Raw genomic sequence first — 26,278 nt, forward strand, 5'->3', positions numbered from 1 at the left:
CTAGCGTTTGTGCCAGACGATGAGGTGCGATCGTGAGAAACCGCGGCTGCACTTGGCGCACGAGGTAATACGTGTCGGTTTGCGAAACCTGAAGTGCTCGTGCCCCGCAGGGCAGGTGCCCTTCCACGGCGCCCGCTCATGTGCAATCTCGCCATCGTGGGTGCGCCCACCAACATAACCGAGCTGCTCGGCGGTGCGTTTCCACACGGGCCCGTGGGCTGCATCGGGGCCCGCAATCGCGTGAGCCACCTCGTGCAGCAGCACCTGGTGGATCTCGTCATCCTCAAATTTCTCGCTGAGATAGCGCGACACGGTTATCTTTCGATCCGTGAAGTTGCATAACCCCGCGCGACGTTTTGCGTTGTCAAAGCCAAAACTCCACTGTTCCGGGTCGAGGTGCATGCGGATAAGTGCGTCGGCCCACACGCGGACTCTTGCCGGATCAGCCATTGCCAAACAGCTCTCGTGCCGGTGCCGGGGAATCCACCGCCGTTGCGTCCGTAACTGGGTGGGTGCCGCGGGTGAACTCCTCAAACTCGCGGCCAGCAAGCAGTCTTGCGGGATGTGGCCCTCCGGCCAGGAGGCGGGGGAGCCACTCAAGCTCTCCGTTCGACTCGCTTGAGTTGGAAGCGATCAGAACAACATTGCCAAATCGCCGTCCCTTGAGCACCTGCGGCTCGGCTATAGCAACGACCGACGTAAACATGCTCGCAAGGGTTGCGGCCTGGCCCCGCACAAACGGCAGGCCTTTGCCGTCTGCCGCGTTAATGACCACCATGCCATCGGGGGCGAGAAGCGGACGCACGAGCTCGTAGAATTCGACGCTCGATACATGCGCCGGTGTCTGCGAGCCCGCAAAAATATCGACGACGACAAGATCCATCGCACCCTGCATACCCTCGGGCAGCTTGGCGAGTACCTCACGGGCATCACCTCGCCGCACGCGAATGCTCGCTTGCTTGGGCAGCGGCGCGGCTTCCCTCACCATATCGACGAGTGCACCCTCGATCTCGATGACCTGCTGTCGGCTTCCTGGCCGAGTTGCCTCGATGTAGCGGGGGAGCGTAAACGCGCCACCGCCGAGGTGTAACGCCGAGATTGCTTTGCGCTCGGGCCGAAACAGGTCGATGACGTGACCGATGCGTCGCACGTACTCAAAAAACAGCTCGCTCGGGTCGCGAAGGTTGACGTGCGACTGCGGTGTACCGTCAACCACCAGCTGGATCGCTCCCGGCACCCAACGGTCCTCTTCAAATTCGGCGAGCAGCCCCGAACTGAGTGTGATCGGTTCGGGGAGGATCACGCCAGACCCAACTCCTCAATTTTTCGGAGCATGTCTGCATTTGACGGCTCAACCTGGTGGCTGCTGTCGGGGTAGAGGATCACCGGAATGTTTGTGCGCCCGCTGATGTCTTTTGCAACATCGGCGGCATTGGGATCCTGCACCAGGTCAACGTAACGATAGGGCGCCCCGGCGCGGTCAAAGATCATCTTTGCCCTGCGGCAGTCACCGCACCAGTCGGCACCGAAGATAACGGTCTCTGAGAGTTTTTCTTCTTGCTCGCTCATGCTTAGAAACTCTACGCGGTGGGTCTGACATTGACGACGGAAGAAGCAGAATTTGCCTGTTGTTCTGTTCGAAACCAGATTTGTCGCGCGATGATCGCCGCGCAGACGCCAAGAAGGGCACCCGCGAGCGTGTCGCTCAGCCAGTGGACGTGCAGCGCCGTTCTGCTCCAGGCCATAGTGATAACCCACACGACGGCGATGAACCACACTCCTCGGCTCAGGGACCTGCTCACTGACTCGGAACCCGCAACGATCAAAGCCAGCGAAATGGCGAGTGCTGCGGCTCCCATGGTGTGCCCCGATGGAAAGGAAGTGCCGCTCGACGCGTAGAGCTGATCCCACGGACGCGGGCGCAACACGAGGTGCTTTGTGAGTTCGGATCCGGCGATCCCCAGGAGCATTGCCGTGGCTAGCGCGGCCGCATCCCGCGATCGGCGCAGGACGAGTAATAGGGCCACCGCAATTGCGGCGCAGGCAACAGAACCGACGCCGCCGCCGACCTGCGCCATGAACACAGCGACTGCACGCGCAACCGAGCCGCGACTGACCGCTGCGACGTCATACCACCAGGAGTCAATGCCGAATGGTCCGCTATCGACAAACCGCAGGTAGACGGCCACCGCAGCAAAAAGAACGAGGCCGACAATGGCCCAGGGGAGGGCGCGTGAAAGCTTGGCTGACATTCCCTCACCCTAACCAATCGATATGAGGGGAACATGGTGCGGATCACTAGACACTCGTGAGGGCGCGTGTTACAGTAGATAGTTGCACTTCGGACATCGGTATGCCTTCATATAGCGGAAGGTCCCGGGAGCTGGCGCCTACGCGCAGATAAGCCTCACCCGCCTGATCCGATGCAATTCCCGCAAAACCAGGTCAACCGGCCCGACGGGGCCCACGGAGGTAGTTTCCTTGGCTGCTGCGCGTAACGCATCGTCAACCACCCATACGAAGAACGGCCGCAATCACAAGCGGCTCTCCTTTGCCAAAATTTCCGACACGCTGTCGGTGCCTAATCTACTGGCACTGCAGCTTGAGAGCTTTGATTGGCTCGTCGGAAGCGATGCGTGGAAAGCACGCGTCGTTCAGGCTGAGGCCGAAGGGCGCGATGACATCGCGCTGAAGAGCGGCCTTGAGGAGATTTTCGACGAGATCTCGCCGATCGAAGACAACGCTGGCACCATGCAGCTGTCGTTCGAGAACCCGATCCTCGACGAACAGAAGTTCACGATTGAAGAGTGCAAGGAGCGGGGTAAAACCTACTCCGCGCCGCTCTACGTCGAGGCAGCGTTCTACAACACTGAGACACAGGTTCTGAAGAGCCAGACGGTTTACATGGGCGATTTCCCCATCATGACCGACAAAGGCACCTTCATTATCAACGGCACCGAGCGTGTCATTGTGTCGCAGCTCGTTCGTAGCCCCGGTGTCTACTTCGAGCGTGCACAGGAGAAGACGAGCGATAAAGACGTCTTCACCGCACGCGTGATCCCGAGCCGCGGTGCGTGGCTTGAGTTCGAGGTCGACAAGCGCGACCAGGTCGGTGTGCGCATCGACCGCAAGCGTAAGCAGTCGGTCACCGTCTTCCTGAAGGCACTCGGCATGACCAGCGAGGAGATCCTCGAGGAGTTCGCCGGGTACGAGTCGATCGCGCTGACACTTGAGAAGGACGCTATCGTCACTCAGGAAGAGGCTCTGAAAGACATCTACCGCAAGCAGCGCCCGGGTGAGCAGGTTGCCATCGAGGCCGCGCGTGCGCTCCTCGATAACAGCTACTTCAACGACAAGCGCTACGATCTCGCAAAGGTTGGCCGCTACAAGATCAACCGCAAGCTTGGCCTCGACGCCCCCATCACCGACTCGGTGCTGTCGCTCGAAGACATCGTTGCGACCATCAAGTACCTCGTTGGTCTGCACGCTGGCACCGAGACACTTCCTGGCGTTCGTGACGGCAAGCCTGTCGATATTCGTCTCGACACCGACGACATCGATCACTTCGGTAACCGTCGTATCCGCGCTGTGGGTGAACTCATCCAGAACCAGGTGCGCACCGGCCTCAGTCGTATGGAGCGTGTTGTACGCGAGCGTATGACCACGCAAGACATTGAGGCGATCACGCCGAACACCCTGATCAACACGCGCCCCGTGCTCGCAGCGATCAAGGAGTTCTTCGGTACTTCGCAGCTGTCGCAGTTCATGGATCAGAACAACCCGCTTGCGGGCCTGACCAACAAGCGCCGCCTCTCCGCGCTCGGCCCCGGTGGCCTCTCGCGTGACCGCGCTGGCGTTGAGGTTCGAGACGTTCACCCGTCGCACTACGGACGTATGTGCCCCATCGAGACTCCGGAAGGCCCGAACATTGGTCTGATCGGTGCACTCGCAACCTTCGCGCGCATCAACGCGTTCGGCTTCATTGAGACGCCGTACCGTCGCGTGATCGACGGCAAGGCAACCGAGCAGGTTGACTACCTGACCGCGCACGAAGAGGACGAGTACCTCATCGCGCAGGCTGGTGCTCCGCTCGATAAGAACGGCAAGTTTGCTGAGAAGCAGGTTCTTGCTCGCCCCCGTGGCTCCGAGGTTGTTCTGGTTGACGCTGACCGCGTTGACTACATGGACGTTTCGCCGCGCCAGATGGTGTCGGTCGCGACCTCACTCATTCCGTTCCTTGAGCACGACGATGCAAACCGCGCGCTCATGGGCGCGAACATGCAGCGCCAGGCGGTTCCGCTTGTGCGCAGCGAGTCGCCGCTCGTTGGTACCGGTATGGAGGGCTACGCAGCCATCGACGCTGGTGATGTGATCACCGCGCAGAAGGCCGGCGTTATCGCTGACGTATCCGCTGACGTTGTCACCATCCAGCAGGATGAGGGCGGCACAAAGAGCTACTTCATGCGCAAGTTCGACCGCTCGAACCAGGGCACGAACTACAACCACCGCGTGATCGTCAAGGCTGGCGAGCGCATCGAAGAGGGCGAGGTCATCGCTGATGGCCCCGCAACCGAAAACGGTGAGCTTGCACTCGGTAAGAACCTGCTCGTGGCATTCATGTCGTGGGAGGGTCACAACTTCGAGGACGCCATCATCCTGAGCCAGAACCTGGTGAAGGACGACACGCTCTCTTCGATTCACATCGAAGAGTACGACGTTGACGCTCGCGACACCAAGCTCGGCAAGGAAGAGATCACCCGTGATCTGCCCAACGCCAGCATGGAGGCGCTGAAGGATCTGGACGAGCGCGGCATCATCCGCATCGGTGCAGAGGTTTCCCCCGGCGACATCCTCGTCGGTAAGGTCACCCCGAAGGGCGAGACTGAGCTCTCGGCTGAGGAGCGCCTGCTGCGCGCCATCTTCAACGAGAAGAGCCGCGAGGTGCGCGACACCTCACTCAAGGTGCCTCACGGCGTCTCGGGTACGGTCACCTCTGTGAAGGTGTTCGACGCAGAGAACGACAACGACGACGAGCTTGGCTCGGGCGTTAACCAGCGTGTGGTTGTCTACATCGCGCAGAAGCGTAAGATCACCGAGGGCGACAAGCTTGCAGGCCGTCACGGCAACAAGGGCGTCATCTCGAAGATCCTCCCGGTCGAAGACATGCCGTTCCTCGCAGACGGTACCCCCGTCGACGTGATCCTGAACCCGCTCGGTATTCCCGGTCGAATGAACTTCGGTCAGGTCCTTGAGGTTCACCTCGGCTGGATCGCCAAGCAGGGCTGGAATGTTGAGGGTGCACCCGAGTGGGCTGCAAAGCTCTCGCAGGAGGCTCTCGCCGCTGCCCCGAACACCAAGGTTGCGACCCCAGTGTTCGACGGCGCTTCCGAGGCCGAGATCGCTGGTCTGCTTGACTCGACGCTGGAGACCCGTGACGGCGAACGCCTCATCGGTTCCTCCGGTAAGACCCGTCTGTTTGACGGTCGTTCGGGCGAGCCTTACCCGTACCCCGTGTCGGTCGGCTACATGTACATCCTGAAGCTGCACCACTTGGTTGACGACAAGATTCACGCGCGTTCAACCGGCCCCTACTCCATGATTACCCAGCAGCCGCTCGGCGGTAAGGCCCAGTTTGGTGGCCAGCGCTTCGGTGAGATGGAAGTTTGGGCGCTTGAGGCCTACGGTGCCGCTTACGCACTGCAGGAGCTGCTCACGGTGAAGTCCGATGACATCCTGGGTCGTGTGAAGGTCTACGAGGCGATCGTGCGCGGGGAGAACATCCCCGAGCCAGGTGTGCCCGAGTCGTTCCGCGTGCTCATGAAAGAAATGCAGTCGCTCTGCCTGAACGTTGAGGTCCTGGGGGCTGACGGCAACGCCGTCAACCTGCGCGACAACGACGACGAGGCACACCGCACAGCGGAAGAGCTCGGCATTAACCTTTCATCCCGCTTCGAGACTTCGTCCATCGACGAAATCTAAAGCTGAATCAGACTTTTTAGTTACCAAGGAGAGACATTGCTCGAGGGTACAGATTTTAACGAGCTGCAGATCCGTCTGGCGACCGCCGACGATATCCGCAGCTGGTCATTCGGCGAGGTTAAGAAGCCGGAGACCATCAACTACCGCACGCTGAAGCCCGAGAAGGACGGTCTGTTCGGCGAACAGATCTTTGGTCCGAGCCGGGACTGGGAGTGCGCGTGTGGCAAGTACAAGCGTGTCCGTTACAAGGGCATCGTGTGTGAGCGCTGTGGCGTGGAGGTCACCAAGTCCTCCGTTCGTCGTGAGCGCATGGGTCACATTGAGTTGGCCGCTCCCGTCACGCACATCTGGTACTTCAAGGGTGTGCCGTCACGCCTCGGTTACCTGCTCGACATGGCGCCGAAGGACCTCGAAAAGGTCATCTACTTCGCCGCGTACATGATCATCGATATCGATGAAGAGGGTCGCCACGAAGATCTCGCGGAGCTTGAGGCTGAGCTGCGGCTCGAGCTGAAGGCACTTGAGGATCAGCGTGACATTGGCATTGCTCAGCGTCAGCAGCAGGCGGAGTCCGACCTCGCCGCGCTTGAGGCAGAGGGTGCCAAGGCAGATCAGCGCCGTCGCGCCGAAGCTTCCGCCGAGAAGGAAATGACCGCGATCCGCAAGGAAAAGGACGAGGAAATTGCTCGTCTGCAGCGCGTCTGGGAAGACTTCCGCAACCTGAAGGTCGGCGACCTGAAGCCAGAAGATGCGGTCTTCGCAGACCTCATGGATCGCTACGGCGATTACTTCGAGGCATTCATGGGTGCCGAGGCGATCAAGCGCCGTCTCGAGGCTTTTGACCTTGAGGCAGAGAGCGAAACACTGCACCTTCAGATCTCTGAGGGCAAGGGCCAGAAGAAGATCCGCGCGATTAAGCGCCTGAAGGTTGTCAGCTCATTCCTGCAGACCGGCGCAAGCCCTGCAGCCATGGTGCTCGACGTCGTTCCGGTGATCCCGCCAGAGCTTCGCCCGATGGTGCAGCTCGACGGTGGCCGCTTCGCGACCTCGGATCTCAACGACCTCTACCGTCGTGTGATCAACCGCAACAACCGTCTGCGTCGTCTGCTTGATCTCGGTGCTCCCGAGATCATCGTGAACAACGAGAAGCGCATGCTGCAGGAAGCTGTCGACGCACTGTTCGACAACGGCCGCCGTGGTCGCCCCGTTACGGGCACCGGCAACCGTGCACTGAAGTCACTGAGCGACATGCTCAAGGGCAAGCAGGGCCGTTTCCGTCAGAACCTGCTCGGTAAGCGTGTTGACTACTCGGGCCGTTCGGTCATCGTTGTTGGCCCGCAGCTGAAGCTGCACCAGTGTGGTCTGCCCAAGCAGATGGCACTTGAGCTCTTCAAGCCGTTTGTGATCAAGCGCCTCATGGACCTGTCGCACGCACAGAATGTCAAGGCTGCAAAGCGCATGGTTGAGCGCGCACGCTCAGAGGTGTGGGACGTACTCGAGGAGATCATCCGCGAGCGCCCCGTGCTGCTGAACCGTGCACCGACGCTTCACCGCCTCGGCATCCAGGCGTTTGAGCCGCAGCTCGTTGAGGGTAAGGCTATCCAGCTGCACCCCCTCGTCTGCACCGCGTTCAACGCTGACTTCGACGGCGACCAGATGGCAGTTCACCTGCCGCTGTCGGTTGAGGCTCAGGCTGAGGCTCGTGTGCTCATGCTCGCTTCGAACAACATCCTGAAGCCGTCGGATGGTCGCCCAGTGACCCTGCCCTCACAGGACATGATCATTGGTCTGCACCACCTCACCACGATCAAGGAAGAGGGCATCGGCACCGGTCGCGCCTTCGGCACGATCGCTGAGGCCATCCTGGCTATGGACGAGGGAACCCTCGACCTGGGCGCAAAGGTGAAGCTCCGCCTCATCGGTTACACCGATGCAAACGGAGTCACCAATGAGAAGCCCGTGCTCGTAGAGACCTCTCTCGGACGCGCGCTCTTCAACGAGACCCTGCCAGCTGACTACCCCTACTTCGAGCGTGTCGCAGACAAGAACAGCCTCTCCGGGCTGGTCAACGATCTGGCTGAGCGCTACCCGAAGGTGGAGGTCGCAGCGACGCTTGACCGCATCAAGGACGCCGGTTTCTACTGGGCTTCACGCTCGGGCATCACCGTTGCGCTCTCTGACGTTGTGACCCCGCCCAACAAGGGCGAGATCATTGCTGAGCACGAGAAGCGCGCCGCAAAGATCCAGCGCGATTACGATCGCGGCATGATCCAGGACAGCGAGCGTAAGAAGGCGCTGACCGAGATCTGGACCGAGGCGACCGACGAGGTTGCTGCTGCCATGCGCGACGCGTTCCCCGCAGACAACACCATCTTCCGTATGGTGTCGTCGGGTGCTCGTGGTAACTGGCTGCAGATCCGTAACATCGCCGGTATGCGTGGCCTGGTGTCGAACCCGAAGGGTGAGATTATCCCTCGCCCGATTATCAACTCGTACCGTGAGGGCCTGTCGGTTGCGGAGTACTTCATCGCGACCCACGGTGCTCGTAAGGGTCTTGCTGATACCGCGCTTCGTACCGCTGACTCGGGTTACCTGACCCGTCGTCTGGTCGACGTTTCTCAGGACGTCATCATCCGTGAAGAGGATTGCGCTACCAAGCGTGGCCTCGACCTGCCGATCGCCGAGGTTGACGCCAACGGCACGCTGGTCATGGACGAGAACGTTGAGAACTCGGTCTACGCTCGTACGCTCGCTACCGATGCGCTCGACGCTGCGGGTGCCGTTGTGGCAAACGCCGGTGAAGACGTCGGTGACGTGCTCATCGAGAAGCTCATTGCAGCTGGTGTCACCGAGATCAAGGTTCGTTCGGTACTGACCTGTGAGTCTGCGGTTGGCGTTTGCGCCACCTGCTACGGTCGCTCACTCGCAACCGGCCAGCGCGTCGACATCGGTGAGGCCGTTGGCATCATCGCGGCGCAGTCGATTGGTGAGCCCGGTACCCAGCTGACGATGCGTACCTTCCACACCGGTGGTTCTGCATCGGCTGACGACATCACCCAGGGTCTGCCACGTGTGCAGGAGCTCTTCGAGGCACGTACCCCCAAGGGTGCATCGCCGATCGCAGAAGCTGCCGGCCGCGTTGTTATCGAGGACACCGAGAAGAGCCGTCGCGTTCTCCTCACTCCCGATGATGGCACGGAAGAGAAGGCATACCCCGTGCTCAAGCGTTCGACCCTTCTCGTTGAAGATGGCGACCACGTTGAGCTCGGCCAGCCGTTCCTCGCCGGTACTCTCGATCCGAAGGACATCCTTCAGGTCGGCTCGACCGAGAATGGCAAGCACATTCCGGGTGAGCGTGCCGTGCAGAAGTACCTCGTAGAGGGCGTGCAGGGCGTCTACCGCTCGCAGGGTGTGCCGATCCACGATAAGCACATCGAGGTTATCGTTCGCCAGATGCTGCGTAAGGTGACCGTCGTTGACCACGGCGAGACCGAGATGCTGCCGGGCGAGCTGATCGACCGGGCTCGTTACCAGCGCGTCAACCGCGAGGCGCTGCTCGAGGGCAAGCGTGTTGCAACGGCTCGTCCCGAGGTTATGGGTATCACCAAGGCCTCGCTCGCGACCGAGTCGTGGCTGTCGGCCGCGTCGTTCCAGGAGACGACCCGCGTGCTTACGCAGGCGGCGATGGAGGGATCGAAGGATCCGCTCATCGGTCTCAAGGAGAACGTCATCATCGGTAAGCTCATCCCGGCCGGTACCGGCCTGGGTGTCTACCGCGACGTTGACGTGCAGGCAACCGAGGAAGCTAAGGCGGAGCGTTACCCGAACCGCCTGTTCGCTACCGAGGGCACCTTCGACGAGAACGACCTGTCGTTCGTGGACTTCGACAGCTTCACCGCTGACGAGTTCAACCCGGGCAACTACAGCTAACACCTGTCATCCTGCGCGAGCGTAGCGAGTCGCAGGATCAAAACAGCGGGCTCCCACCTCTTCCGAGGTGGGAGCCCGCTGTTTTTTGCGCCGTGCCGCGCGTGATCGCAAGAATTTCGCGCACGGCTTGTACTGTTGCGGCACAACGTTCGTGTTTCGGAATTGGCATTTCGAAACCTACCGAGCCGTTACGAGAGGTACAGCGATGAACGAGAACCGCGAGACACCCGCGTCGAGGGCTGCGGAAACCCCGGAATCCTCGGTGAACCCTGGAGCCGCGATCGAAGAGACCGAAGCGACCAACACCGAGGTGCAGGACGCCGTAACCAGGGCAACCAGCGTCGACGAGGCCGAGGTTATTGTTGCTGAGCCGGTTGTCGCACCAGACAACAGTGCCGAGCTCGCGGAGGCCGCCGCAGAGGCCGAACGTCTTCGTCGCGAACAGGTTTCCAAAGTCGATACTGAGCTCGATCTTGAGCCCGTTTCTGCCCCGGTTGAAACCGTACGTGTTGGCATGCTCGAAGAAATGCCGAGTGCGGGGCCGGAGGACACCGGGTTTGGTGCTGCCGTGCTTGATACTCCCGCACGCGACGGTGAAATCAGGATCAGCAGCGACCACCCGATGGCGGGGTTTTACACGCAGACTCCACTTCCGCCAGACATCAAGGGCAACCGCGGCGCGGGTATTCTCATCTCGCTGCTGGCAACCATTGGATTCTCTGCGCTGCTCGCGGGAGTGATGCTGGCGGAGTTCGGGATCACGATTAACCCCTCGCGCGCCATTGACCTGTTCTTCGGTGCAAATCTGCACTGGGTGTTCTTTGCCGCCGTCGGTACATTCCTGGTGACCCTCATTCTGCTCGTGGTTATTGCCGGCAGAGCCGGTTGGTGGGCTTACGTGCTTGGCGGGTTCATCGTCGGCCTGCTCGTCTGGCTGGCAACAACGCTGTCGCTATCTGCCATGACAGACGGGATCCAAAAAACAATCGGGCTATTTCCCGGCCAGGCTGGCGAAATCTTCGGAGAATTGCTCCGGGTATATGGTCTGTCCTTACCCGCGATTGCCGCTGGAGTTCTCGCTCGTGAGGTCACGGTGTGGTTCGGGGCTTGGATCGGTGCCCGCGGGCGCAAGATGAAGGCTCGCAACGCCGTTGCCCTCGCGGAGTACGAAGAGGCTTTGGCTGAAGCGCAGGTGAAGCAGCCATGACTGAGGGCTCCCGCCGCGGGGTGACTCGAGGATATGTTGGGAGCCTGATCCTGGCCGCTGTGATTGTTGCCGTGGCTTTGCTTGTCGCCACCTGGGGGCTTTTATCACTCGGAATGGATCGTGATCCTGTATCGAGTGATGGCGTAGTGAGCTGGGCAGCCCCCCTGGTTCTCTGTTTTGCGCTTGCCGCGCTCGCTCTCACGCTCTGGCAGCAGGCGATTGCGCTGCTTCGTGGGCAGAAGACGCCCGTCTGGGGGTACTTTGTTGCTGTTTCGGTGGGCGCTTACCTGCTGTGGAGCCTGGGTGGAAACCTTGCAGGTATGTCGATCGACGATACCTGGGTGAGTCCTTTCGCCGCCGCGCTCGTTCCCATCTGGGGATTGACTTGCCTCCTCTTCTGGGCGGTTCTTGCGCGCCGCCTGTACACTGATCGCCCAACACCTAAGTGGCCGTGGGAACGCACCGAGGAGGAAGACTGATCGTGACCGGAGCGATCGAAGAACGGGTCAGTGTCGCTGTCGATAGCTGGCTCAGGTGGGTGCCGAGTTGGGCGCCAGGAACGCATCGCGGTCGTGCAAAACTGTGCCGCAGATGTACGGGATCGCCGATCCTCGCCGCGTCCGGAATTCCCGAGGGAACTCCACACCAGGTCACACACGCGCTTGTTTCTCGAATGCAGCGCATCATCGACAAGTGGGTCGACGACTACACCGCCGCAGAGTTGCCCGCGCTTCACGCTGAGCTCACGGGGGAGGAGCTGTGGCGAGCCAAGGGTTATGACCCTGTTGCCGGGCTCGAACCCGAGTACGACGGGATCGATCCCGACCCAGAGCCAGACGAGGGTGAACAGCCTTTTCTGTTCACCCTGACGGGGTTAGCGGAAGAAACGAAGCCCGAACCACCGCTGCCTCGACCGCCGCTGAGTTCCGAAGAGAAGCAGCAGCTACGACGTGAAATTCAGCTTGCAGACACCTGCGCCGAAGAAGCCGGTTCCGAGGTATGCTTCGCGCTTGTGGGTCACCGGCCGAGAATCGAGGCCGCCGTGCACCGCTTTGTTGAGCCACAGATTCAGGCCATCATTGAAGACCTGAGTCGGCACCTCGAGCCCCCGCAGTAGTCGTCGGGGGCGCAGGCCTAGTTTTTGTTGCCGCTGAGGCTGCGCAACAGCCAAGCGATGAGCGCGAGGACGGCGAGAACGATCCCGACCCAGAGCAAGAAGTTCACGGCTTCGAACAGGCCGCCAACGATAGCCAAGACGATCGCAATGACAATGATGATAATAAAGAGAATGTTCATGCCTCGAGGCTAGGGAAGCCAGGGAAAGGCGTCTACCCCCTTGCGTTTTGTGTTATCAGAGAGAATGTGGTGAGTTTCGTCTCTGATAGATTGCGCGCGAGACTGTCGAGAGCATATAGTGGTTTGTTGGGGTATTCCACCCGCCCGTTTGCTGTGCCTCGGTAGAGCAAATGAGTGGCGGAGTCTCCTAATTAAGGGTTAATCATCTCTTTCGAGAAGACACCCCCACGGCATAGCTGCACTCAGTTGTTTCAGGATTGCAAGATCCAGAACCGACAGCAGCTACGTGTCTGCGTAAGCGGACGCTTGCTTAACCAATTGAAGCACTCCTGTCACCGTGCAGGACCAACTAGGAGAATCAGTGCCTACTATTCAGCAGCTGGTTCGCAAGGGGCGGTCGCCAAAGGTCTCCAAGACCAAGGCTCCCGCACTGAAGGCGAACCCTCAGCAGCGCGGTGTGTGTACACGTGTGTACACCACCACCCCGAAGAAGCCGAACTCGGCGATGCGTAAGGTCGCTCGTGTGAAGCTTTCCAACGGTACCGAGGTCACGGCCTACATCCCAGGTGAGGGCCACAACCTGCAGGAGCACTCGATGGTGCTCGTGCGCGGCGGTCGTGTAAAGGACCTCCCCGGTGTTCGCTACAAGATTGTGCGCGGCGCGCTCGACACGCAGGCGGTCAAGGATCGCCAGCAGGCTCGTAGCCGCTACGGTGCGAAGAAGGAGAAGAAGTAATGCCTCGTAAAGGCCCTGCTCCCCAGCGCCCCGTTGTTGCCGATCCCGTTTACGGTTCACCCGTGGTCAGCCAGCTGGTCAACAAGATTCTGCTCGACGGCAAGAAGGGTCTCGCAGAGCGCATCGTTTACGGTGCACTCGAGGCCGTTGCCGAAAAGTCCGGCCAGGACGCAGTGACCGTTCTCAAGAAGGCGCTCGACAACGTGCGCCCCACCCTTGAGGTACGTTCACGCCGCGTCGGCGGTAGCACCTACCAGGTGCCCGTTGAGGTCAAGCCGCACCGTGCGAACACTCTCGCACTGCGCTGGCTGACCAGCTACGCCAAGGCTCGTCGCGAGAACTCGATGACCGACCGTCTCACCAACGAGATTCTCGATGCATCTAACGGCCTCGGTGCCGCTGTGAAGCGTCGCGAAGACACGCACAAGATGGCTGAGTCGAACCGCGCGTTCGCTCACTACCGCTGGTAAATCTGCGGTAACCCGCCAACGGGTTGGATCGTTATGCACGGTCCAACCCGTTGGTAGCGGGTCACGTTGTGACTCGCAATCCGAACTTTCACCCCCTATACGGAGGAGACACCCGTGGCACAAGACGTGCTCACCGACCTGAGTAAGGTCCGCAATATCGGCATCATGGCGCACATCGATGCTGGCAAGACCACCACGACCGAGCGCATCCTGTTCTACACGGGTGTTAACCACAAGCTGGGCGAGACCCACGATGGTGCTTCGACGACTGACTGGATGGAGCAGGAGAAAGAGCGCGGCATCACGATCACCAGTGCCGCGGTGACTTGCTTCTGGAACAAAAACCAGGTCAACATCATTGACACCCCGGGCCACGTTGACTTCACCGTTGAGGTGGAGCGCTCGCTCCGCGTGCTCGACGGTGCTGTTGCTGTGTTTGACGGTAAAGAGGGCGTTGAGCCCCAGTCTGAGACCGTGTGGCGTCAGGCTGACAAGTACGGCGTACCCCGCATCTGCTTCGTCAACAAGATGGACAAGATGGGTGCCGACTTCTACTTCACCGTAGACACCATCATCAACCGCCTTGGCGCGAAGCCGCTCGTTATGCAGCTTCCTATCGGTTCAGAGTCCGCCTTTGTTGGCGTTGTGGACCTGCTCTCGATGAAGGCGTTCGTCTGGGAAGGCGATGCCAAGGGCGACGTGACGCTCGGCGCAAACTACGAGATCCAGGAGATCCCCGCGGATCTGCAGGCTCGCGCAGAAGAGTACCGCGCAAAGCTCGTTGAGACCGTTGCTGAGACCGATGACGCGCTGCTGGAGAAGTTCTTCGGTGGCGAGGAGCTCTCGATCGACGAGATCAAGGCAGGCATCCGCAAGCTTGTTGTGAACAACGAGATCTACCCGGTCTACTGTGGTTCTGCCTTCAAGAACCGTGGCATCCAGCCCATGCTCGACGCGGTTGTGGATTTCCTCCCCAACCCGCTCGACGTTGGAGCTATCGAGGCACATGACCCCCGCGACGAGAGCATCGTTATTGAGCGTCGTCCCAACGCGGATGAGCCGTTCTCGGCTCTTGCGTTCAAGGTTGCAGTGCACCCGTTCTTCGGTCGTCTCACCTACGTGCGCGTTTACTCCGGTCATGTTGAGTCGGGCGCTCAGCTCATCAACACAACCAAGAGCAAAAAAGAGCGCATCGGCAAGATCTTCCAGATGCACGCCAACAAGGAGATCCCGGTTGACAGCCTCACCGCTGGCAACATCTACGCGGTTATCGGCCTCAAGGACACCACCACTGGTGACACCCTGAGCGATCCGGCTAACCAGGTTGTTCTCGAGTCGATGACCTTCCCGGAGCCCGTGATCGAGGTTGCGATCGAGCCCAAGACCAAGAGCGACCAGGAGAAGCTCGGTACAGCTATTCAGAAGCTTGCCGAAGAGGATCCGACGTTCCGCGTCAGCCAGAACGAAGAAACGGGTCAGACCGTTATCGCTGGTATGGGAGAGCTTCACCTCGACATCCTCGTTGACCGCATGAAGCGCGAGTTCAACGTTGAGGCGAACGTCGGCAAGCCCCAGGTGGCTTACCGCGAGACGATTCGCCGCGAGGTGCCGAAGTACGACTACACCCACAAGAAGCAGACCGGTGGATCCGGTCAGTTTGCTAAGGTGCAGATCTCGCTGGCGCCGCTCGACACCGCAGAGGCTGGCGACAAGGTGTACGACTTCGAGGACAAGGTGACCGGTGGTCGCGTTCCTCGTGAGTACATCCCGTCGGTTAACGCTGGTATCCAGGACGCCATGCAGTACGGCATCCTTGCTGGCTTCCCCGTGGTCAACGTCAAGGCTTCGCTGCTTGACGGCCAGTACCACGATGTGGACTCCTCGGAAATGGCGTTTAAGATCGCCGGCTCCATGGCGTTCAAGGAAGCTGCTCGTCTCGCTCAGCCCGTGCTGCTCGAGCCGATGATGGCGGTTGAGGTTCGTACCCCCGAGGAGTACATGGGCGACGTTATCGGCGACCTGAACTCACGTCGTGGGCAGATCCAGTCGATGGAGGACGCGAGCGGCGTGAAGGTTATTCGCGCTCTTGTTCCTCTCTCCGAGATGTTCGGGTACATTGGCGATCTCCGGTCGAAGACCAGTGGTCGTGCGGTGTTCTCGATGACCTTTGACTCCTATGCTGAGGTGCCGAAGGCTGTGGCCGAAGAGATCATTCAGAAGGCCAAGGGCGAGTAAAACCGCCCACGGATTGGCGGCGGAACAAACTTCCGCCGCCAACCCGTGAGTTCAGGTCGCGATCACAGGCCGGAACTTGTAACATAAATACACACACCCGTACTCGTGCCCTCCGAAACCGTCGGAGGGTATACGGTACTCGATGTCCTGAGGAGGACCATAGTGGCGAAGGCCAAGTTCGAGCGGACCAAGCCGCACGTAAACATCGGAACGATCGGTCACGTTGACCACGGTAAGACGACTCTTACCGCTGCTATCTCGAAGACTCTCGCTGACAAGTTCCCGTCTGACGTGAACGTACAGCGCGATTTCGACACGATCGACTCGGCTCCGGAGGAGCGCCAGCGCGGTATCACCATCAACATCTCGCATGTTGAGTACGAGACCGACAAGCGCCACTACGCGCACGTCGATGCGCCAGGTCACGCTGACTACATCAAGAACATGATCACCGGTGCCGCACAGATGGACGGCGCAATCCTCGTGGTTGCAGCAACCGATGGCCTCATGGCTCAGTCGAAGGAGCACATCCTTCTCGCGAAGCAGGTTGGCGTTCCTTACCTGCTCGTTGCACTCAACAAGTGCGACCAGGTCGACGACGAGGAAATCCTCGAGCTCGTCGAGATGGAGGTCCGCGAGGAGCTCACCAAGAATGGCTTCGATGGCGACAACGCTCCTGTTGTTCGCGTTTCGGGCTACCAGGCACTCCAGGGCGAAGAGAAGTGGGTTAACTCCGTTCTCGAGCTCATGGAAGCTGTCGACGAGAGCATCCCCGATCCCGTGCGCGACAAGGACAAGCCGTTCCTTATGCCCGTTGAGGACGTCTTCACGATCACCGGTCGTGGCACCGTTGTCACCGGCCGCGCCGAGCGTGGAACCCTGAAGATCAACTCCGAGGTCGAGATTGTGGGCCTGCGTCCGACGCAGAAGACCACCGTCACCGGCATCGAGATGTTCCACAAGCAGCTCGACGAGGCATGGGCCGGCGAGAACTGTGGTCTGCTTCTCCGTGGCACCAAGCGCGAAGATGTTGAGCGTGGACAGGTTGTCGTTGCTCCTGGCTCGATCACCCCTCACACCAACTTCGAGGGCACTGCCTACATCCTGAAGAAGGAAGAGGGCGGGCGTCACAACCCGTTCGAGACCAACTACCGCCCGCAGTTCTACTTCCGTACGACTGACGTGACCGGTGTTATCACCCTTCCCGAGGACAAGCCGATGGTTATGCCCGGCGACACCACCGACATGACGGTCGAGCTGATCCAGCCGATCGCTATGGAGGATGGCCTCGGCTTCGCTATTCGTGAGGGTGGCCGCACCGTCGGCGCCGGCACGGTGACCAAGGTTCTTGCCTAGTCATTAGCGAACACAACAAAGGCCCCCAGGAGAAATCCTGGGGGCCTTTGTCGTTGTCTGTGCGGGGCGGACCTATTCAGTCCCGAACTTCTCATCAAGGGTTGCTCGGATATCTTCTATCTGATCGCCGAACTTGCCGCCAGTCGTCCTATCCGCAAATTCTGCCGCGCCGTCGAGCACCTTGTCGCTCACGCCCTCAGCTTTTTCACTGCCGAGCGATTCCTTGACATTCTCGGTCTGCTCCTTGACGAAATCGCCGGCTTTCTTCCCGAGATCCTCTATCCCCATGCTGTTCCCCTTTGTCGTGCTTTGAGAGATGAACATCTCCGCCAAAATTATCGCCCGACCCGCGCTCGACAAAAAGGGGGTTGGCAGCTTGGCTTCTGTCTGATTCCCTACGGGTGTGGCCGCAGCACGGATACTCAGGCGAGGGGGTGTGCTGTTCTGGTTCGGGGACCGGGACCGGTATCCTCGAAGGGGGTAGTAGCCGCATTTAGCGGTCAGGGCCTCGGAACGGCCACAGACGAATGGAGAATGCGTGCCGAGCACCGCAAGTCAGCGCATTGCGCACTTCGTAAAACAGTACGGAGTGCTCTTTGGGCTCGATGCTCTGTCGTGGGCCGTCGGCATCACTGCCGCGCTGGTGCTCCGGTTTGACTTTGGCCTCGAGCGCATTCACTGGGGTTGGGCCTCCGCGGTCATCTGCGTGACCATTGTGCTGCAGCTCATCGGTGGCTGGGTTTTTTGGCTATATCGAAACCGCTATGAGGTTGGCAGTTTTGACGAGGTGCGTGCGCTTGTCATCAACATCACCGCCGTCACGATCGTGGCCTGGATCTTTGCCTTCTGGGTAGGATTCGGAAACGGCATACCCCGCAGCACGATGATTATTGCCGCTCCCATCACCTTCAGCCTGATGGGAGTCTCGCGATACATTGTGCGGCTGTATGGCGAACGCCAGCTGAAGCCTGGTCTCGAAGCAGAGCATGCCCTGCTCTACGGCGCGGGATACCTGGGAGTGCAGACCGCAAAGCGGCTCCTGACCGACGCCAAGGGAGCTGTGCTCCCGGTAGGTTTTCTTGACGACGATCCGCGCAAGCGCAACCAAGAGGTGCGCGGTGTCAGGGTGCTCGGAGGCTTTGACGACCTCGCCGCGGTTGCACGGCAGACTGGAGCGACTCGTCTCATCGTTTGTATCGGCGATGCAGACTCGATCATGATGCGTCGCGTGGACGAGGCCGCTGACAATGCGGGGCTTACCGCCATGGTGCTCCCGCCGCTCGACCAAATTTTGCAGAACTCCTCGGCGATCTCTGATGTGCGTGAGCTGTCGATTGAGGACTTGATCGGACGCCACCCCGTGCGTCTCGAAACTGAATCTATTGCGGAGTACCTGCAAGATAAGCGCGTCCTTGTTACGGGGGCGGGCGGGTCTATCGGATCAGAGCTTTGCAGGCAGCTCGCTCGCTTTGCACCGCGCGAACTCATCATGCTTGACCGCGACGAAACGGCGCTGCAGGAGAGCCAACTCTCGATCAGCGGGCACGGTCTGCTCGACACCAATGACGTTGTGCTCGCAGATATTCGAGATGGCGAAAATCTCACACGAATCTTCACCGAGCGAAAGCCCGATGTTGTGTTTCACGCCGCAGCGCTGAAGCACCTGCCGATGCTGGAGCAGTACCCCGACGAGGCGTGGAAAACCAACGTGCTCGGCACGCTCGGTGTGTTGCGAGCGTCCAAGGCTGCCGGGGTCGGCACCTTCGTGAACATTTCGACGGACAAAGCTGCGAACCCCACGAGCGTCCTCGGACACTCGAAGCGAGTCGCAGAGAAGCTGACGGCGTGGATGGCGGAGCAGACCGGTCAGCGTTACCTTTCGGTGCGCTTTGGCAACGTCATTGGCAGCAGGGGATCCATGTTGCCGACCTTCCGTAATCTGATTCAGGCGGGGCGACCGATCACGGTTACTCACCCCGAAGTCACACGATTTTTCATGACGATTCCCGAGGCCTGCCAACTGGTTATTCAGGCTGGAGGAATCGGGCGGCCCGGCGAGGTGCTTATTCTCGATATGGGGGAGCCCGTGCTGATCCTCGACGTCGCGCGTCGCATGATTGCGCAGTCGGGCAAAGACATCGAGATCGTCTTCACCGGTCTCCGCCACGGCGAGAAGCTCCACGAAGAGCTTGTTGGTCAGGGGGAGGGCAACGATCGGCCTTTCCACCCGAAGATCACACACGCGCATGTCGATACGATTTCGCCCGATGTGCTCGACCACGAGGGCTGGGTCGCGCGTATGGACCTTACCCGCGAGGCCGAGGGGAGGGTGTCGTGACCCTCGGAATGCTCGCATTGGTGTTTGGCGGCGGCACGCTAGTGCTCAGCGGGTTGCTTCCCTTCATCGTGAAGCCGCTGCTCATGCGGCTCGGGATCATGGACGTGCCGTCGGATCGCTCTTCGCACGATCGTCCGATCCTGCGTGGGCTGGGGCTTGCCGTGCTCATCGCAATAACGGTCAACCTCGGCGCGGTGTTTGCGTTTGCGCTCTCCGCCGCCCCCGATGCATCCGCCTGGAAGTTTCTGCTTGCGATCGGCATCGGAACCCTCGCCGCGGGGCTCCTCGGTCTCGGGGAAGACCTGCGTGGCCTGAGCGTGCCCGTGCGCAGCGCTCTGTTGCTGATCATTGCGGGAGCGAGTTCTGCGTCGCTACTGTGGATTGCAGATCAGGCAGAAGGACCCGCTTCGTTCCGATGGGTGCTGGGGCTAGATGTTTGGGCATTGCCTCTGTGGGGCTTGATAATCATTGGTGTTTACGGGGTGTTTTTCATCTCGAGTTACATCAACGTCTCTAACTTTATGGATGGCCTCAACGGTATTAGCGGTTTTCACGGAGTCATCGCTGGCCTCGCGTTTGCCGTTGCGGGCTGGCTAACCGGGGCAGTTTGGCTTGCAATCGCGGGACTCGTGCTTGCTGCGGGGTTCGCCGGATTCCTGCCCTGGAATCTCACAAAGCCGGGAGCGTTTCTCGGCGATGTTGGGAGCTACCTGCTTGGGGAGCCGTCGCGATCCTGAGTTTCGCAGCCTTTGTAGACGGTGTGCCCTTCCTCGCGACGATTGGGCCAATGGTCATCTACTTCGGCGATGTCGGCGTCACCCTCGTGAAGCGTGTGCGGGCAGGGCACAAGTGGGACGAGCCCCACAAAGAACACGTGTATCAGCGCATACAGCAGCTTGGGTATTCGCACGTGTGGGCCTCGGGGATCACAGCCCTTTGCACACTGCTCACTTCGCTGCTGGGTCTGGCATCCATTTTTACCGGTTTGTTTGGGTCCCTGGCCTTGCTCGCGGGCGGTCTAGCAGTCCTACTGTTCTACCTTGCTCTGCCGCGAATTTTGCCGCCGCGTGGCCGCTGAGAATCGCTACGAAACGCCACGACACGCCCGGGTTGCACGCATCGCCACCCCTGTGTCAGAATAGACAGGTTCAGTACTCTCTATTTCGGTAGGGATCACTGCCAGGTTGTGCATAATTGCCTCGGTTTACCGGGGCGTTAGGCCGCGGGTAGCGAACACGCCCCGCACGCCTCAGTGTGGCTAGATTAAGCGGTTGATCCGCGCAATCCGGCCATTTTTGTGTGCGTGGGGGATTGACAGGTGAACAGAGACCCAACACGAGACGCGACATGTGTCGATTGTCAGGGCGCTGATACGCAAGACGTCCAATGCTGGGCAGGCCCAGGTCTGCACGGTACGACGCAAGTAGAAAGTAGAGAGTCACATGGCGGGACAAAAGATCCGCATCCGACTGAAGTCGTATGACCACGAGGTCATTGACAACTCCGCACGGAAGATTGTCGACACGGTCACCCGCGCGGGTGCAACCGTAATTGGCCCCGTGCCGCTCCCCACGGAGAAGAACGTGATCGCAGTGATCCGTTCGCCCCACAAGTACAAGGACAGCCGCGAGCACTTCGAGAAGCGCACGCACAAGCGTCTGATCGACATTGTTGATCCCACCCCCAAGGCCGTTGATTCGCTCATGCGCCTTGACCTGCCTGCCGATGTCAACATCGAGATCAAGCTGTAAGGGGGATCCAGAACATGTCAGTAACACGTAACGTGAAGGGTCTTCTGGGCACCAAGCTCGGTATGACGCAGGTATGGGACGAGAACGGCAATGTCGTTCCCGTTACCGTTATCGAGGTGGCACCCAACGTTGTCACCCAGATCCGCACCGCTGAGGTCGACGGCTACAGCGCTGTTCAGATCGCCGCGGGACAGATCGATCCTCGCAAGGTGAACAAGCCGACCGCTGGTCACTTCGAAAAGGCCGGGGTTACCCCGCGCCGTCACCTCACCGAGGTTCGCACCTCTGACGCCGCAGACTACAGCCTCGGCCAGGAGCTCACCGTTGATGGTGTTTTCGAGGCCGGTCAGTCGATCGACGTCGTTGGCACTTCAAAGGGCAAGGGCTTCGCCGGTGCCATGAAGCGTCACAACTTCAAGGGCGTATCGGCATCGCACGGCGCGCACCGCAACCACCGCAAGCCGGGTTCAATCGGCGGCGCCGCGACCCCCGGTCGCGTGTTCAAGGGTCAGCGCATGCCAGGCCGCATGGGAGGCGAGCGCGTAACCGTGCAGAACCTCACCGTGCAGGCGATTGACGCTGAGAAGGGTCTCATCCTGGTTAAGGGTGCAGTTCCCGGCGCACGCGGTCGTCTCGTATTCGTTCGTAACGCAGTGAAGGGGGCGTAGTTCATGGCTACCGCTACCAAGCTCGAGGTACTCGACGCGAAGGGCAAGAAGGCCGGGTCTGTTGACCTGCCCGAGGCGATCTTCGCTGTTGAGACCAACGTCCCGCTGATCCACCAGGTGGTCACCGCTCAGCTCGCAGCTGCGCGTCAGGGAACGCACAAGACCAAGACCCGTGGTGAGGTCTCCGGTTCGGGTGTTAAGCCGTTCAAGCAGAAGGGAACCGGCCGTGCTCGTCAGGGCTCGATCCGTCAGCCTGAGCACCGCGGCGGCGGCGTAGTACACGGCCCAGTGCCGCGTGACTACTCGCAGCGCACCCCCAAGAAGATGATTGCTGCTGCACTTCGTGGCCTGCTCTCGGATCGCGCTCGCGCGAACCGCGTGCACGTCATTGAGAGCTTCGGCATCGCAGACAAGCCCAGCACCAAAGCCGCACGCGAGTACCTCGCAACGGTCGCGCCGGGCAACCGCGTTCTGGTTGTCGTTGATCGTGACGACGAGCTGACCGCGCTGAGCGTCCGCAACCTTCCGCAGGTCCACGTGCTGTTCCAGGATCAGCTCAACGCCTACGACGTGGTCGTCAGTGACGATCTCGTCTTCACCAAGGCAGCTTTCGACGCATTCGTCGCTGGCCGTGCCGCCAAGGAGGAAACGAAGTGAGCCTGAACAAGCCTGCACACGACGTCATCATCCGCCCCATCGTCTCGGAGAAGAGCTACAACCTCATCGACGCAAACGGCCAGTACACCTTTGAGGTGCAGCCTGATGCTTCGAAGACGGAGATCAAGCTCGCCATCGAGCAGGTATTCAACGTGAAGGTCGCAAAGATCAACACGCTGAACCGCAAGGGCAAGTCTCGCCGTACCAAGTTCGGTCTCGGGAAGCGCAAGGACACCAAGCGTGCCATTGTGACCCTGAAGTCGGGCTCCATCGACATCTTCACGGCTGCGCTGTAGAAGGGGCGAAAAGGAAACCAACATGGCTATTCGTAAGTACAAGCCGACGACCCCAGGTCGTCGCGGTGCGAGCGTCGCTGATTTCGCCGAGATCACTCGCTCCACGCCTGAGAAGTCGCTGCTTCGCCCGCTGCCTAAGACCGGTGGACGTAACAACCAGGGACGCATCACGACCCGTCACATCGGTGGTGGCCACAAGCGCCAGTACCGCGTCATCGACTTCCGTCGTCATGACAAAGACGGCGTGGACGCCAAGGTTGCGCACATCGAGTACGATCCGAACCGCACAGCGCGCATTGCGCTGCTGCACTTCGAGGACGGCACGAAGCGCTACATCATTGCCCCCAGCAAGCTGAAGCAGGGCGACATTGTCGAGTCGGGTTCCGGCGCCGACATCAAGCCCGGCAACAACCTGCCGCTGCGCAACATCCCGACCGGTACCGTGATTCACGCGATTGAGCTGCGTCCCGGCGGCGGAGCCAAGCTGGCTCGTTCCGCTGGTTCTTCGGTTCGCCTCGTGGCGAAGGATGGCCCCTACGCCCAGCTGCGTCTGCCCTCGGGCGAGATCCGCAACGTCGACGCGCGCTGCCGCGCGACCGTCGGCGAGGTGGGCAACGCCGAGCAATCGAACATCAACTGGGGTAAGGCCGGCCGTATGCGGTGGAAGGGCGTTCGCCCGACTGTCCGTGGTGTCGTTATGAACCCGGTGGATCACCCCCACGGTGGTGGCGAAGGCCGCACCTCGGGTGGCCGTCACCCGGTCAGCCCCTGGGGCCAGAAGGAAGGCCGTACGCGCCGTCCAAACAAGGAAAGCGACAAGCTCATTGTGCGTCGCCGTACCGTTGGCAAGAAGCGCTAGTCGGACAGCGGAGAGAGTAGAAGATGCCTCGTAGTCTCAAGAAGGGCCCCTTCGTTGATAACCACCTGCTGAGCAAGGTAGTTGTCCAGAACGAAGCTGGCACCAAAAACGTGATCAAGACCTGGTCGCGCCGTTCGATGATCATCCCCGCAATGCTGGGACACACCATCGCGGTGCACGACGGTCGCAAGCACATTCCGGTATTCGTCACTGAAACCATGGTTGGGCACAAGCTGGGCGAGTTCGCCCCGACGCGCACCTTCCGTGGCCACGTGAAGGACGACAAGAAGGGCCGTCGCCGCTAACCCCGGTGACGTGAAGGAGGAAGAGAAATGGTGGAGTCGATCGCACGCGTGCGTCAAATCCGCATCACCCCCCAGAAGGCTCGTCGTGTCGTTGATCTGGTCCGTGGGAAGAATGCACAGGAGGCACTCGCCATCCTGAAGTTCGCCCCGCAGGCCGCGGCGGAGCCAATTTTCAAGCTTGTTGCGTCTGCAATCGCCAATGCGCGAGTGAAGGCCGACAAGGAAAACCTGCGTCTCAACGAAGACGAGCTTGTTATTGCTCGCGCTTACGTTGACGAGGGCACAACGCTGAAGCGTTTCCGCCCCCGTGCACAGGGCCGCGCATTCCGTATCAACAAGCGGACTAGCCACATCACGGTTGTTTTGCAGACCGCTGATGAGTTCGCCGCATCGAAGGGAGCCAAATAATGGGCCAGAAGATTCATCCCTATGGCTTCCGCCTCGGGATCACCACTGACCACGTCTCGCGCTGGTTCTCGGATTCGACCAAGAAGGGTCAGCGTTACGCTGACTACCTTGCAGAAGACATCCGGATCCGCCAGCACCTGACGAAGCAGCTTGATCGCGCCGGCGTTTCGCGCGTCGAGATCGAGCGCACCCGTGACCGTGTTCGCGTGGATATCCACTCGGCACGTCCCGGCATTGTCATCGGACGCCGTGGGGCAGAGGCTGAGCGCATTCGCGCTGACCTCGAGAAGCTCACCGGCAAGCAGATCCAGCTGAACATCCTCGAGGTCAAGAACCCCGAGGCTGACGCTCAGCTCGTTGCACAGGGCATCGCCGAGCAGCTCGCTGCTCGTGTGGCGTTCCGTCGTGCGATGCGTAAGGGTCTGCAGGGCGCTCAGCGCGCAGGCGCTAAGGGCATCCGTATCCAGGTCTCGGGCCGCCTCGGCGGCGCCGAAATGAGCCGCTCGGAGTTCTACCGCGAGGGTCGTGTGCCGCTGCACACGCTTCGTGCGAACATCGACTACGGCTTCTACGAGGCCAAGACCACCTTCGGCCGTATCGGCGTGAAGGTTTGGATCTACAAGGGTGACATGACCAACAAGGAACTCGCTCGCGAGCAGGCGGCCCAGCGGCCAGCCCGTGACCGCGGCGACCGCCGCCGTGCACCTCGCGGTGCACAGGCCGAGGCTGCACCCGCTGCAGCAGGAGCGGAGAAGTAAGCATGCTGATTCCCCGTCGAGTCAAGTACCGCAAGCCGCACCACCCGAGCCGCAGTGGCCAGTCCAAGGGCGGCAACACCGTCGCTTTTGGTGAGTACGGCATCCAGGCCCTCAGTCCCGCTTACGTGACGAACCGTCAGATCGAGTCCGCTCGTATCGCGATGACCCGTCACATCAAGCGTGGTGGCAAGGTATGGATCAACATCTACCCCGACGTTCCCCTCACCAAGAAGCCTGCGGAAACCCGCATGGGTTCCGGTAAGGGTTCGCCCGAGTGGTGGGTGGCCAATGTCAAGCCGGGCCGCGTCCTCTTCGAGGTCGCCGGTGTCGATGAGGAGCTTGCACGTGAGGCGCTTACCCGCGCAATCCACAAGCTCCCCCTCAAGGCCCGCATTATTAAGCGCGAGGAGGGCGACGCGTAATGGCGATCGGTACTAAAGAACTGGCCATCACGGAACTCGATACTTTCGAGGACGAGCGTCTGGCCGAAGAGCTCAAGAAGGCTAAGGCCGAGCTCTTCAACCTGCGTTTCCAGTCGGCTACAGGCCAGCTGGAAAGCCACGGCCGCGTACGCCAGGTGAAGCGCGACATCGCTCGCATTTACACCGTGCTGCGCGAGCGTGAGCTCGGCATTCGGCTTACCCCGGCTGCCGCTCCTGCTCCCGCTAAGAAGAAGAGCAGCAAGAAGACCGAGCAGGCGGACACCGCCGCTGATACGAAGGAGGCCTAAGAATGGCTGAGGTCGAGAAGGAACAGCGCGGATACCGTAAGGCTCGTCGAGGCTACGTTGTCAGCGACAAGATGGACAAGACCGTCGTTGTAGAGGTTGAGGATCGCGTTAAGCACCCCCTCTACGGTAAGGTCCTGCGCCGTTCGTCGAAGGTGAAGGCTCACGACGAGCAGAACACCGCAGGCATCGGCGATCTCGTACTCATCCACGAGACCCGTCCGCTGAGCGCTTCGAAGCGCTGGCGTCTGGTCGAGATCCTCGAGAAGGCGAAGTAAGCCTCGGCTTACTGAGTGAAGGAG

Annotated in this window: 29 protein-coding genes; 23 read left to right on the plus strand and 6 right to left on the minus strand. The window is 60.5% G+C overall.

Annotated features, from left to right (window positions below; translation table 11 throughout):
* From G7068_RS14075 to G7068_RS14090, 4 genes are read right to left on the minus strand one after another with little or no spacing between them, the layout of a single operon-like run.
* On the minus strand, nucleotides 1-450 hold the full coding sequence (locus G7068_RS14075) for a SprT-like domain-containing protein (protein ID WP_166292536.1): 450 nt from the start codon (nucleotides 448-450) through the stop codon (nucleotides 1-3).
* Nucleotides 443-1,303: a spermidine synthase gene (locus G7068_RS14080; protein WP_166292537.1), complete on the minus strand. Its 861-nt coding sequence runs from the start codon at nucleotides 1,301-1,303 to the stop codon at nucleotides 443-445. Before G7068_RS14080 ends, G7068_RS14075 begins: the two co-directional genes overlap by 8 nt.
* On the minus strand, nucleotides 1,300-1,569 hold the full coding sequence (locus G7068_RS14085) for a glutaredoxin domain-containing protein (protein WP_166292538.1): 270 nt from the start codon (nucleotides 1,567-1,569) through the stop codon (nucleotides 1,300-1,302). The genes G7068_RS14080 and G7068_RS14085 overlap by 4 nt, the downstream gene beginning before the upstream one ends.
* Nucleotides 1,570-1,580: 11 nt before the next feature.
* On the minus strand, nucleotides 1,581-2,252 hold the full coding sequence (locus G7068_RS14090; protein WP_166292539.1) for a phosphatase PAP2 family protein: 672 nt from the start codon (nucleotides 2,250-2,252) through the stop codon (nucleotides 1,581-1,583).
* 229 nt (nucleotides 2,253-2,481) lie between these two features.
* On the opposite strand from G7068_RS14090, the gene rpoB reads away from it, so the two are divergent.
* From rpoB to G7068_RS14115, 5 genes are all read left to right on the plus strand, one after another.
* Nucleotides 2,482-5,979, plus strand: a complete 3,498-nt coding sequence (gene rpoB / locus G7068_RS14095) for a DNA-directed RNA polymerase subunit beta (protein WP_166292540.1) — start codon at nucleotides 2,482-2,484, stop codon at nucleotides 5,977-5,979.
* Nucleotides 5,980-6,015: 36 nt separating this feature from the next.
* Nucleotides 6,016-9,909, plus strand: a complete 3,894-nt coding sequence (gene rpoC, locus G7068_RS14100; RefSeq protein ID WP_166292541.1) for a DNA-directed RNA polymerase subunit beta' — start codon at nucleotides 6,016-6,018, stop codon at nucleotides 9,907-9,909.
* A gap of 205 nt (nucleotides 9,910-10,114) precedes the next feature.
* A complete protein-coding gene (locus G7068_RS14105; RefSeq protein WP_166292542.1) occupies nucleotides 10,115-11,116 on the plus strand; it encodes a hypothetical protein in 1,002 nt (333 codons plus the stop codon).
* Entirely contained in the window at nucleotides 11,113-11,595 is a 483-nt protein-coding gene (locus G7068_RS14110) for a hypothetical protein (protein ID WP_166292543.1), read from the plus strand. The genes G7068_RS14105 and G7068_RS14110 overlap by 4 nt, the downstream gene beginning before the upstream one ends.
* Before the next feature lie 2 nt (nucleotides 11,596-11,597).
* A complete protein-coding gene (locus tag G7068_RS14115; RefSeq protein ID WP_166292544.1) occupies nucleotides 11,598-12,233 on the plus strand; it encodes a spermidine/putrescine ABC transporter substrate-binding protein in 636 nt (211 codons plus the stop codon).
* 17 nt (nucleotides 12,234-12,250) lie between these two features.
* On the opposite strand, the gene G7068_RS14120 is transcribed toward G7068_RS14115, so the two are convergent.
* On the minus strand, nucleotides 12,251-12,412 hold the full coding sequence (locus G7068_RS14120) for a hypothetical protein (RefSeq protein ID WP_166292545.1): 162 nt from the start codon (nucleotides 12,410-12,412) through the stop codon (nucleotides 12,251-12,253).
* A gap of 361 nt (nucleotides 12,413-12,773) precedes the next feature.
* Here G7068_RS14120 and rpsL point away from each other — a divergent pair, with 361 nt between their 5' ends.
* From rpsL to tuf, 4 genes are all read left to right on the plus strand, one after another.
* Nucleotides 12,774-13,148, plus strand: coding sequence for a 30S ribosomal protein S12 (rpsL, locus tag G7068_RS14125; RefSeq protein WP_166292546.1), 375 nt, complete (start codon nucleotides 12,774-12,776; stop codon nucleotides 13,146-13,148).
* On the plus strand, nucleotides 13,148-13,618 hold the full coding sequence (gene rpsG / locus G7068_RS14130) for a 30S ribosomal protein S7 (protein ID WP_166292547.1): 471 nt from the start codon (nucleotides 13,148-13,150) through the stop codon (nucleotides 13,616-13,618). Before rpsL ends, rpsG begins: the two co-directional genes overlap by 1 nt.
* Nucleotides 13,619-13,732: 114 nt before the next feature.
* Nucleotides 13,733-15,853 carry an elongation factor G gene (gene fusA, locus G7068_RS14135; RefSeq protein ID WP_166292548.1) on the plus strand — a complete coding sequence of 707 codons (2,121 nt, stop codon included), beginning with the start codon at nucleotides 13,733-13,735 and terminating at the stop codon, nucleotides 15,851-15,853.
* A gap of 162 nt (nucleotides 15,854-16,015) precedes the next feature.
* Nucleotides 16,016-17,209 (plus strand): elongation factor Tu, encoded by a 1,194-nt coding sequence (tuf, locus tag G7068_RS14140; RefSeq protein ID WP_166292549.1) that lies wholly within the window; start codon nucleotides 16,016-16,018, stop codon nucleotides 17,207-17,209.
* A gap of 72 nt (nucleotides 17,210-17,281) precedes the next feature.
* On the opposite strand, the gene G7068_RS14145 is transcribed toward tuf, so the two are convergent.
* Nucleotides 17,282-17,497: an Rv0909 family putative TA system antitoxin gene (locus G7068_RS14145; RefSeq protein WP_166292550.1), complete on the minus strand. Its 216-nt coding sequence runs from the start codon at nucleotides 17,495-17,497 to the stop codon at nucleotides 17,282-17,284.
* A 250-nt stretch (nucleotides 17,498-17,747) separates the two neighbouring features.
* Between G7068_RS14145 and G7068_RS14150 the strand changes: the two genes are divergently transcribed.
* From G7068_RS14150 to rpsQ, 14 genes are all read left to right on the plus strand, one after another.
* The gene (locus G7068_RS14150) at nucleotides 17,748-19,547 is read left to right on the plus strand and encodes a polysaccharide biosynthesis protein (protein WP_166292551.1); all 1,800 of its coding nucleotides are present in this window, start codon (nucleotides 17,748-17,750) and stop codon (nucleotides 19,545-19,547) included.
* On the plus strand, nucleotides 19,544-20,284 hold the full coding sequence (locus G7068_RS14155; RefSeq protein ID WP_244304520.1) for an MraY family glycosyltransferase: 741 nt from the start codon (nucleotides 19,544-19,546) through the stop codon (nucleotides 20,282-20,284). Before G7068_RS14150 ends, G7068_RS14155 begins: the two co-directional genes overlap by 4 nt.
* Before the next feature lie 23 nt (nucleotides 20,285-20,307).
* Nucleotides 20,308-20,625, plus strand: a complete 318-nt coding sequence (locus G7068_RS16550; RefSeq protein WP_244304522.1) for an MraY family glycosyltransferase — start codon at nucleotides 20,308-20,310, stop codon at nucleotides 20,623-20,625.
* 364 nt (nucleotides 20,626-20,989) lie between these two features.
* Entirely contained in the window at nucleotides 20,990-21,298 is a 309-nt protein-coding gene (rpsJ, locus tag G7068_RS14160) for a 30S ribosomal protein S10 (protein ID WP_025133701.1), read from the plus strand.
* A gap of 14 nt (nucleotides 21,299-21,312) precedes the next feature.
* On the plus strand, nucleotides 21,313-21,966 hold the full coding sequence (gene rplC, locus G7068_RS14165; protein WP_166292552.1) for a 50S ribosomal protein L3: 654 nt from the start codon (nucleotides 21,313-21,315) through the stop codon (nucleotides 21,964-21,966).
* A 3-nt stretch (nucleotides 21,967-21,969) separates the two neighbouring features.
* Nucleotides 21,970-22,623 (plus strand): 50S ribosomal protein L4, encoded by a 654-nt coding sequence (gene rplD, locus G7068_RS14170; RefSeq protein WP_166292553.1) that lies wholly within the window; start codon nucleotides 21,970-21,972, stop codon nucleotides 22,621-22,623.
* On the plus strand, nucleotides 22,620-22,919 hold the full coding sequence (gene rplW, locus G7068_RS14175) for a 50S ribosomal protein L23 (protein WP_166292554.1): 300 nt from the start codon (nucleotides 22,620-22,622) through the stop codon (nucleotides 22,917-22,919). Before rplD ends, rplW begins: the two co-directional genes overlap by 4 nt.
* 22 nt (nucleotides 22,920-22,941) lie before the next feature.
* Complete coding sequence (gene rplB, locus G7068_RS14180; RefSeq protein WP_166292555.1) at nucleotides 22,942-23,778, plus strand: 50S ribosomal protein L2; 837 nt, start codon at nucleotides 22,942-22,944, stop codon at nucleotides 23,776-23,778.
* A gap of 23 nt (nucleotides 23,779-23,801) precedes the next feature.
* A complete protein-coding gene (gene rpsS, locus G7068_RS14185) occupies nucleotides 23,802-24,083 on the plus strand; it encodes a 30S ribosomal protein S19 (RefSeq protein ID WP_017793370.1) in 282 nt (93 codons plus the stop codon).
* A gap of 27 nt (nucleotides 24,084-24,110) precedes the next feature.
* Nucleotides 24,111-24,491, plus strand: coding sequence for a 50S ribosomal protein L22 (gene rplV, locus G7068_RS14190; protein WP_166292556.1), 381 nt, complete (start codon nucleotides 24,111-24,113; stop codon nucleotides 24,489-24,491).
* Nucleotides 24,491-25,249, plus strand: coding sequence for a 30S ribosomal protein S3 (rpsC, locus tag G7068_RS14195; protein WP_166292557.1), 759 nt, complete (start codon nucleotides 24,491-24,493; stop codon nucleotides 25,247-25,249). Before rplV ends, rpsC begins: the two co-directional genes overlap by 1 nt.
* A 2-nt stretch (nucleotides 25,250-25,251) precedes the next feature.
* Nucleotides 25,252-25,671 (plus strand): 50S ribosomal protein L16, encoded by a 420-nt coding sequence (gene rplP, locus G7068_RS14200; RefSeq protein WP_166292558.1) that lies wholly within the window; start codon nucleotides 25,252-25,254, stop codon nucleotides 25,669-25,671.
* A complete protein-coding gene (gene rpmC, locus G7068_RS14205) occupies nucleotides 25,671-25,979 on the plus strand; it encodes a 50S ribosomal protein L29 (protein WP_166292559.1) in 309 nt (102 codons plus the stop codon). The genes rplP and rpmC overlap by 1 nt, the downstream gene beginning before the upstream one ends.
* 2 nt (nucleotides 25,980-25,981) lie before the next feature.
* Nucleotides 25,982-26,254 (plus strand): 30S ribosomal protein S17, encoded by a 273-nt coding sequence (rpsQ, locus tag G7068_RS14210; protein ID WP_166292560.1) that lies wholly within the window; start codon nucleotides 25,982-25,984, stop codon nucleotides 26,252-26,254.
* The last annotated feature ends 24 nt before the right edge of the window (nucleotides 26,255-26,278 follow it).

The organism is Leucobacter viscericola, assembly GCF_011299575.1.
GTDB classification, from domain to species: Bacteria; Actinomycetota; Actinomycetes; order Actinomycetales; family Microbacteriaceae; genus Leucobacter; species Leucobacter viscericola.

Excerpts from the sequence above, each read along its gene's own strand:
- G7068_RS14105 (WP_166292542.1), top strand. The coding sequence starts at position 10,115 with ATGAACGAGAACCGCGAGACACCCGCGTCGAGGGCTGCGGAAACCCCG.
- G7068_RS14145 (WP_166292550.1), bottom strand. The coding sequence starts at position 17,497 with ATGGGGATAGAGGATCTCGGGAAGAAAGCCGGCGATTTCGTCAAGGAG.
- rpsJ (WP_025133701.1), top strand. The coding sequence starts at position 20,990 with ATGGCGGGACAAAAGATCCGCATCCGACTGAAGTCGTATGACCACGAG.
- rplD (WP_166292553.1), top strand. The coding sequence starts at position 21,970 with ATGGCTACCGCTACCAAGCTCGAGGTACTCGACGCGAAGGGCAAGAAG.
- rplP (WP_166292558.1), top strand. The coding sequence starts at position 25,252 with ATGCTGATTCCCCGTCGAGTCAAGTACCGCAAGCCGCACCACCCGAGC.
- rpsS (WP_017793370.1), top strand. The coding sequence starts at position 23,802 with ATGCCTCGTAGTCTCAAGAAGGGCCCCTTCGTTGATAACCACCTGCTG.
- rpsQ (WP_166292560.1), top strand. The coding sequence starts at position 25,982 with ATGGCTGAGGTCGAGAAGGAACAGCGCGGATACCGTAAGGCTCGTCGA.
- G7068_RS14110 (WP_166292543.1), top strand. The coding sequence starts at position 11,113 with ATGACTGAGGGCTCCCGCCGCGGGGTGACTCGAGGATATGTTGGGAGC.
- rplC (WP_166292552.1), top strand. The coding sequence starts at position 21,313 with ATGTCAGTAACACGTAACGTGAAGGGTCTTCTGGGCACCAAGCTCGGT.
- G7068_RS14090 (WP_166292539.1), bottom strand. The coding sequence starts at position 2,252 with ATGTCAGCCAAGCTTTCACGCGCCCTCCCCTGGGCCATTGTCGGCCTC.
- rplV (WP_166292556.1), top strand. The coding sequence starts at position 24,111 with ATGGTGGAGTCGATCGCACGCGTGCGTCAAATCCGCATCACCCCCCAG.
- rpmC (WP_166292559.1), top strand. The coding sequence starts at position 25,671 with ATGGCGATCGGTACTAAAGAACTGGCCATCACGGAACTCGATACTTTC.
- rplB (WP_166292555.1), top strand. The coding sequence starts at position 22,942 with ATGGCTATTCGTAAGTACAAGCCGACGACCCCAGGTCGTCGCGGTGCG.
- G7068_RS14120 (WP_166292545.1), bottom strand. The coding sequence starts at position 12,412 with ATGAACATTCTCTTTATTATCATCATTGTCATTGCGATCGTCTTGGCT.
- G7068_RS14075 (WP_166292536.1), bottom strand. The coding sequence starts at position 450 with ATGGCTGATCCGGCAAGAGTCCGCGTGTGGGCCGACGCACTTATCCGC.
- rpsC (WP_166292557.1), top strand. The coding sequence starts at position 24,491 with ATGGGCCAGAAGATTCATCCCTATGGCTTCCGCCTCGGGATCACCACT.
- rpsG (WP_166292547.1), top strand. The coding sequence starts at position 13,148 with ATGCCTCGTAAAGGCCCTGCTCCCCAGCGCCCCGTTGTTGCCGATCCC.
- G7068_RS14085 (WP_166292538.1), bottom strand. The coding sequence starts at position 1,569 with ATGAGCGAGCAAGAAGAAAAACTCTCAGAGACCGTTATCTTCGGTGCC.